8 protein-coding genes are annotated in these 6,927 nt (G+C 37.5%); 1 reads left to right on the top strand and 7 read right to left on the bottom strand.

Features of this window, described 5'->3' with window-relative positions:
- The 3 genes from H344_RS21785 to H344_RS21550 form a co-directional block, all read right to left on the bottom strand.
- On the bottom strand, positions 1-252 hold a 252-nt coding region (locus H344_RS21785; protein WP_240485007.1), incomplete at its 3' end, for an IS1/IS1595 family N-terminal zinc-binding domain-containing protein.
- A 2-nt stretch (positions 253-254) separates the two neighbouring features.
- Positions 255-1,514 (bottom strand): IS110 family RNA-guided transposase, encoded by a 1,260-nt coding sequence (locus H344_RS20625; protein ID WP_240485006.1) that lies wholly within the window; start codon positions 1,512-1,514, stop codon positions 255-257.
- Positions 1,515-1,999: 485 nt separating this feature from the next.
- Positions 2,000-2,830 (bottom strand): IS110 family transposase, encoded by an 831-nt coding sequence (locus H344_RS21550; protein ID WP_026811259.1) that lies wholly within the window; start codon positions 2,828-2,830, stop codon positions 2,000-2,002.
- 563 nt (positions 2,831-3,393) lie between these two features.
- On the opposite strand from H344_RS21550, the gene H344_RS21910 reads away from it, so the two are divergent.
- On the top strand, positions 3,394-3,762 hold the full coding sequence (locus tag H344_RS21910) for a hypothetical protein (RefSeq protein WP_169514983.1): 369 nt from the start codon (positions 3,394-3,396) through the stop codon (positions 3,760-3,762).
- Positions 3,763-3,929: 167 nt separating this feature from the next.
- On the opposite strand, the gene H344_RS0116280 is transcribed toward H344_RS21910, so the two are convergent.
- The 4 genes from H344_RS0116280 to H344_RS20620 all read right to left on the bottom strand — a co-directional run.
- A complete protein-coding gene (locus H344_RS0116280) occupies positions 3,930-4,412 on the bottom strand; it encodes a TIR domain-containing protein (RefSeq protein ID WP_026811257.1) in 483 nt (160 codons plus the stop codon).
- A 1-nt stretch (position 4,413) separates the two neighbouring features.
- Positions 4,414-5,850, bottom strand: a complete 1,437-nt coding sequence (locus H344_RS0116275; RefSeq protein ID WP_026811256.1) for an SIR2 family protein — start codon at positions 5,848-5,850, stop codon at positions 4,414-4,416.
- Positions 5,851-5,852: 2 nt separating this feature from the next.
- A complete protein-coding gene (locus H344_RS0116270; RefSeq protein WP_026811255.1) occupies positions 5,853-6,455 on the bottom strand; it encodes a toll/interleukin-1 receptor domain-containing protein in 603 nt (200 codons plus the stop codon).
- Positions 6,456-6,532: 77 nt separating this feature from the next.
- Positions 6,533-6,927, bottom strand: a 395-nt coding sequence (locus tag H344_RS20620) for a transposase (protein WP_034256874.1), incomplete at its 5' end; no start/stop codon positions are given.

Below are 6,927 nucleotides of genomic sequence, written 5' to 3'. Positions count from 1 at the left end.
ATATTCGGTAAAGCTTCTCTTGCAGGACTTGCATTTATAGCGCTGTGCACCCTTGTCCTTTCCGAAACGGACATATTTGGTATGGCCACAGTGCGGGCACTCGCCCATCATATTGTCGAGAAGATGTCGGCGGGAGGCCTGTGCCCTTGGACTTCCCGTAGTCACATCGTGCTTTTCGATATCCTTGAGCAATCTCCGCCTGTCCACCAGAGGAAGCGAAAGGATCTTTTGTTTTAATTCTTCTAGTTCCATACCTAAAGATACAAATAATAGCTATTATAAACTAGAGCCAATCCGACGTCTTCAGGTTTAAGTTCAAATTTAGCAATATTTCTTTTGATCCTATTGACCAGTTTCAGCTTTCTTTTTTGGTCGAGGAACATATATTCTTTTGGGGGACTGTATTGAACTCCTTTAGTGAGCATGTTCCAGATAATTACGGCCAGTTTTCTTGCTGTGGCACTTATGGCCGTTGCCCTTCCTTTTTTGTAATTGATCCTTCTGAAAAAATCTGCCAGATGCCCTTCCTTTAAATTGCCGATTGCATTGGCGGCAAGTCTGAATGCTATTTTCAGTCTATTGCTTCCTTTTGGAAGATGGTGGCTAAGTACTTTTCCTCCACTGATCTTGTTGTTCGGGGCCAGTCTTAGCCAAGAGGTGAATTGTTTTGAGGTCCCAAATTTTTTAACTCCTTCCAATCCTATCTCGCTTATGATCACCATTATGGTAGCGTCATTAATGCCCTCGATTGCCATTAGATCCACACCTTCAAAGTACTGATAGGATATTTGGGCCATATCTATGCCCCTGATTGTGTTTTTGTTTTTTCTTTTGTATGGTTTTTTATCGGCAACATGTTGTTTTTTATTGTCATCATTGTCAATGATCTCTTCAAGGTGTTCCTTAATTTGTCTGTCTATTTCGATAATTTGGTTTTGAAGATGGAGATAGGTCTCCCATTCCTGTCTTAGGGCAAAAAAGTAATCGTCCCTGCCGTTGTACTGTAGTGCCTTGGTAATTTCCCTTTCCGATTTTCGGCAATTATAATGGCGGTGCCCTGCCAATTTTTCACCTGATTTTTCTCCGCCGATAAATGCCGATATTATTTTGGTCCCGGTAAGTCCCACAATATCGCTCACCACTACATCCAGTCGCATGTTCATCAATCGTAGATATTTGGACATTTTTAATACTGTCCTTGTCGATTGTTTTAATATGTTTTGTCTGTGGCGGGAATAGGTCCTTATGATATCCGTAGTACTGTCGGGTAAAAAACTGCTGCTCAACAATCCCAAAGTGTGCAGTTTTTGTATCCATTGGCAGTCCTTGATGTCTGTTTTTTTTCCTTTTATGTTCCTTGTCTGTCTGCCATTGACCAAAATAACATCAAAACCGAAGCCAGTCAATGCAGAAAACAGGTTTTGCCAATAGGTGCCAGTGCTTTCCATGGCAACTGTCTCTACCTTGTACCTAAGCAGCCAATGACATAGAGTCAAGTTGTCCTCGCTGTACACGCCGAATTCCTGTATATCCTGTCGTTCTGGCCTACGGCTGCCCAGTGGCTTCTGCCTCCCACGTAGATCCCTGCGGCATTGGGATTGACCACTTCGAGCGAAATCATCTTTTTTTCCATCACATTCTATTTTAGAGATTAATAAAAAGCTCCAAGAAATGTAACTACGTATTTTGAAATTATTCCAATCGGGATTGCTTATGAAGCATCACCATTAAACTCAAACCCAAGCCAAAAGATTTCTCTGATTGCTTTTTACATTTGGATCTTGATTCTGATCGGGCTTTTATCGAGCACCATTTAGAAAACCGACCTTGGCAAGGAGCATAGCCTAAAGGTACGAACGTTAGCTCAAAAACTCAACCGATTTTTTTGGTAGGTGGATTCTGACTAACGTCAAATTTACTATAATTTTCCTACACAAAATTTGACTCGTTAGCTTAAGAAATTAATAGAGTTTCTTTATATAGGGAATTCTGACTAACGTCAAATTAAGTTACTGATATCTAGGGCATTTGTAAATCCTAGATCTTCAGGTTTTAATTCAAATTTATCTATTTGTTTTTTAATTCGGTTCACCAGTCCAAGTTTTCTTTTTTGATCAAGGAACAAATATTGTCTAGGTGGTTGATACTGTATCTTTTTGGTAACCATATTCCAGATAATTACCGCTAATTTCCGTGCCGTGGCACTGACCGCGGAATGTCTACCCTTTCTGTAGGCGACCCTTCGGAAAAAATCGGAGAGGTGGGTATCCTTTAGGTTGCCTATGGCATTCGCTGCTTGCCGCAGGGCGATTTTCAGTCGGTTGCTTCCCTTTGGCACGCGGTTACTGAGTATCTTTCCCCCTGATACTTTGTTGTTCTTGTGCGTGGCCGAGGCGGCCAGATCTATCCAGTTCCCCCTTTGCCGACAGAATGTGCGTAATTGTTCTGTTGTAAGATCCGGCAGGAAACTGCCGCTGAGCAGTCCCAGGGTATGGAGCTTCTGTATCCACCTACAGTCCTTTACATCAGTTTTTTTGCCCTTGGCATTCTTGGTGAACTTTCCATTGGCAAGCACAACCTCAAAACCGAAGGAGATAAGCTCCACGTAAAGGTTTTGCCAATAGTCCCCAGTGGACTCCATCGCCACAGTGGTCACGTCAGATTCCAGGAGCCATTTGCAGAGTGTGGTAAGATCTTCGGCATAAACGCCGAACTCTCTGACATCCCCTAGTTCTTGGCCTATGGCCACAAAGTGTGAGCGACTGCCCACATCGATTCCGGCAGCATTGAAATTCACAACGTCCATTCCGAGTTTCATTTTTCTTTCCATGGTAAAAAAAGTTTATGGATTAGTAAAAAATGACCCTAAGGAAATGTAACTTTGATATAGAAAATTATTCTGAACGGGGTTCCGCTATGACGGACCACCACTGAAATTATCAACAAGCCCTTGAATCACTACTTCGAGGGCTTTTACATTTCAACCAGAATTACGCCCGGGCTTTTAAGCACCAGTTTAAAAATCGGCCTTACATAGGATCACCATAAAGTTCGGGAGTTCTTGTCGTTAGCTCAAGAAATTAATAGAAATTTTTTATGTGGGGAATTACTGCCAACGGGAGTCTGCGCAGCAACCCTTTTTTTTTTTAATAAAAATAGTAACTTCTATTGTTATTTAAGACAATTAGGTGAAGAATTGTAGAGCTGTAATTTTGGCTCCTGAATATTCTAGATATTTACAAGTAGACTTTGAAGGCCCGGAATTGAACTCAAGTTCGCCGATATCTAAACATGAAGTGCTATGAGCTTGCTCTTTAGTTCTTTTAGTCTAAGGAAAGGGATGACCATTATGTTTGTCCGCAGGGCAAGGTGATCTCCTTTACCAAGGAGTTTTTGTACAGTTGCACCAAGACCAGGGAAAAGGAATATAGGGCAAGGAAGCACGTATGTATCGAATGTCCAATTAGGGAGCAATGTCTTGGCAGATCGGCCCAAGAGAAAAAGTTTTCTGTTACCTATTGCCGTGAGGAGTATACAAAGAACATTGCACTGGTGAACAACCCACAGGACAGATATATGAAGGGCAAGCGGCAAAGTACGGTAGAAATAGTTCTTGGGGCTGAGAAATATAAACACAATAGGCATCGCGCAGGCCAACAAGTGCATGCAGCTCTCCGCCATTGCATACAACTTGAAGAAGTACTTGAAATTCTCCGAAAAACATGTCAAAAGTGGGGCAAGGACGCTGGTCTTTTTATATAATAAAAAAATGGAGATTCAAAACGTAATAAACTTGGTTTTAAGCCCTCCAGAATTTGGCCGGACCGTTAAGTCTGTAAAATAACAAAGCCCTAAAAAGGGCTTAAATGAGTTCGCTCCTAGTAGATTTATGGGCTTGTGCAACGGTTACCATTGTTAGCAACTGGGCTTTATCTTGATTTTATTGCTTCTTCAATCCAGCTGTCTATGTTGGTTTTTATGTCATTATACGCATCATAAGTTTTTGGGTTATAACATTTCACATATTTTGATAGCTTGTCATTACCATCTTTCATAGTAAATAAGTCAAAGGGATTGTTTCCTTTTGTTGATTTTCCCGATATCGGACATTTAAGGTTATGAATATAAATTCCCAAAACTGGTTTTCCAGAATTCCAAGCTTGCTCAATTTCGTGTAATACCCATTCCCTTTTTGAAGTTTCTGAACCAATTAATACTACAACACAGCTTTTATTTTTAATATTTTCTGAAATCCATTTTTCAACAGCTTTTTTTCCTGTTTGTTTGATTGTTTCCCATTGATTTGGTGTTACTGGACTATTTCCATCTATAACTCCCATATTTCTTATTTGCTGGACACGAAAAACATCATTTTTATAATGAAAGCTGTAAAATACTTTTCTTTTTGGCATATTAATTTTTTTGTAGAATGTTAATTGCGATAATTATATTTTTTATTATTTCTTTATTTCCAATTGTAAATTCATCAAGGTTACTTATTGCTTCTTGCAAATCTTTATTTAATGGATAATAGTCTTCGATAGAACCTGTTACTTTGTCCCATAGCATTTTCGAAACATATCCTGTGGCACCTACTGGTATTGGTATGACATTGTTTTTTAAGCAAATTTCAAACTCTTCAAGCATACCATTTGATTCAATTATCTTGTCATCAGATATCTTATTTCCAAACAAAAATATTGCGATACCAGCTTTACTAATCATATCTTGTCTGTAGTCTGTCCAAACATCTTTAATAGTTTTTGCACCTGATTGAATCTGCGGAAATGGTCTTAATATCAATAAATCATCTAAATTTCTATAGTTAGAGTTAAGCTTGTAGTCTAAAGCACCGTTTATCACAATACTTCCAATCCCTAAACCATAACCAGAAACAATTTTGTAATTTTTTTCAGCTAATTTATAACTTAAATTATGAATTAATTCTTTAGCCAATTCCTCTGAAAATGGTGAATATTCCGCTGCTGCACCAGAAATAAAAATATTTCTTCTTAGTATTCGATTCTCAATTTCTTCTAAAATCAATGTAATTTCTGAGTACTCGTCTACTGTAACAGTATTTATTCCATATCGTAGTAAATCTTCAATCTTTAATTCTTGTTTAATTTTTGCGTATATAAAGTCTTCTTTCTCTTCAAAGTCTCGTTCATTTATTTTTCTCAGAAAACAGTAATGAGTAGGTGTATTATCTTTAAGTAAAACCTTTATTCTACTCATTATATAATCTAAGTTAGGGTCATCAAAACTAAAGCCAATGAATAAAAATGTTTTTGATAGTAAATCACCTCTAAGTGCTGTTGAGAAAAGCTCTCTTTTATCATTGTAAGTGTCATAATCATCTTTTGTTAAAACTGCCTCATCAGGTGAATTTTTATCTCCGTGCATTTTATAGACTATGGCATCTTTCTTTTTTATATTATGTGAAAAATCCTCATTTCTAATTTTAAGTTCAACCGTTTTTCCATCTTCTTCTAAGCTTTTTTCGATAAGTTGGTCATAATTAGTTGTCCAAAACGTTTCGATACCTATGTTTGATAATATTTGATGGTTTCTAGTTCCTTTATTTAGAGTAGTAAATTCATTAATTATTTTATTATTGATTTTTCCTCTCTTAAATTTATTGAAGTGATATTGGGCTATAGTTACATAGTCTTGTTCAATGTCAATATTAAGATTGATTTCTTCGGCTAAATCGCGAAGTAATTCTTTCCAATTTACAAATCCAGCTGATGCAGAAAGTCCTGCACCTGCAAAAATTGCTGCATCGCCATTGTTAATCTCTGTAACAAAAGAATTGATAAATGCTTTTTGTTGTCCTGTAAATTCCATAATTAATTCTTTAGCCAGTTTTCTAACTTAGTTATATACCTTATACCATCTTTGTTTCTTGGTTCTGCAACATAGTATCCTCTTTCAATTCGACCGCCATTGTTTCTGTAAAATGATGTTCCATCTTCATAGTCTATATGTGGATAAATTTGTAAGTATTCATTTCCCTTATATTGAAAGTCATATTCTCCTTTTTCCTTAATAGGTAGAATAGCTATATTATTTTTAAATTTATGCACATCTCCAATTCCGAGTTCCCAATTACACCAATAGGATTCAAGTGCCTTTGGTGTTGCTAGAAGTATAAATTTTTTACAATATTTTATTACATCTTTAATTCTTGCAGCTGTTTCTCCAGAAGTTTGATTAGGCATTTTATTATCCATACTGTCTATATAGACTTTTACTCCTAAGTCTTCTAAAAGCTCAATTACGCCAGTTGCTTCTTCAATTTCTTCGAGGTCTTTGTGCTTGTGAGATAAAAAAACTGTTGTTTTCGAATCATAAGCACTCTTAGAGCTAAAAGTTTTTACTCTGTTTAAGGATTCGGTAATAATTGATTTTTCTAGTCTAGAGCTTCTAAAATGTCCTTTTTCAAATATCATAGTCTTGTTGGTTGTCGTGCCTTGTTGCTAACGTGAGTTTGCGCAGCAACTCCATTTTTTCTTAAAAATAACAACTTCTAACTTAGTTTAAGTCGATTAAAGGAAGTTTTGTCGTTCCGTAATTCTGGAGTCTGAAGCCTTGGTATTGTAAGAAGTTGGCTTACAAGGTCCAGAATTGGACGCAAGATGGCTGATATCATAGGACGAAGCTCTTTGAGCCTGTTTTTAAGCTCCTTTGGGCCAAGTATGGACATAAGTCTCCTAAGGTTATAGCAGGTCATCATCAGGTTCACCTCCGAGAGCACGTGCTGCTTTCCTTTCATCAAGGTATACGTGAAGCCCCATTGCCTTTTTAAAGTTCCGAACTGGTGTTCCGTGATCTGTTGCCTAAGTCTATAGTACTCCGGGTTTTCTTCCACTCTTTTTTGATTTTCCTCCAAGGCCTCTTGATAGATGGAACGTTCTATGAATC

The organism is Arenibacter latericius DSM 15913 (assembly GCF_000424985.1).
Taxonomy (GTDB): Bacteria; Bacteroidota; Bacteroidia; order Flavobacteriales; family Flavobacteriaceae; genus Arenibacter; species Arenibacter latericius.
The sequence above is the reverse complement of the archived record's forward strand: the minus strand, read 5'-3'. Positions and strand labels throughout refer to the sequence as shown.

Excerpts from the sequence above, each read along its gene's own strand:
- H344_RS21550 (WP_026811259.1), bottom strand. The coding sequence starts at position 2,830 with ATGGAAAGAAAAATGAAACTCGGAATGGACGTTGTGAATTTCAATGCT.
- H344_RS0116280 (WP_026811257.1), bottom strand. The coding sequence starts at position 4,412 with ATGCCAAAAAGAAAAGTATTTTACAGCTTTCATTATAAAAATGATGTT.
- H344_RS0116275 (WP_026811256.1), bottom strand. The coding sequence starts at position 5,850 with ATGGAATTTACAGGACAACAAAAAGCATTTATCAATTCTTTTGTTACA.
- H344_RS0116270 (WP_026811255.1), bottom strand. The coding sequence starts at position 6,455 with ATGATATTTGAAAAAGGACATTTTAGAAGCTCTAGACTAGAAAAATCA.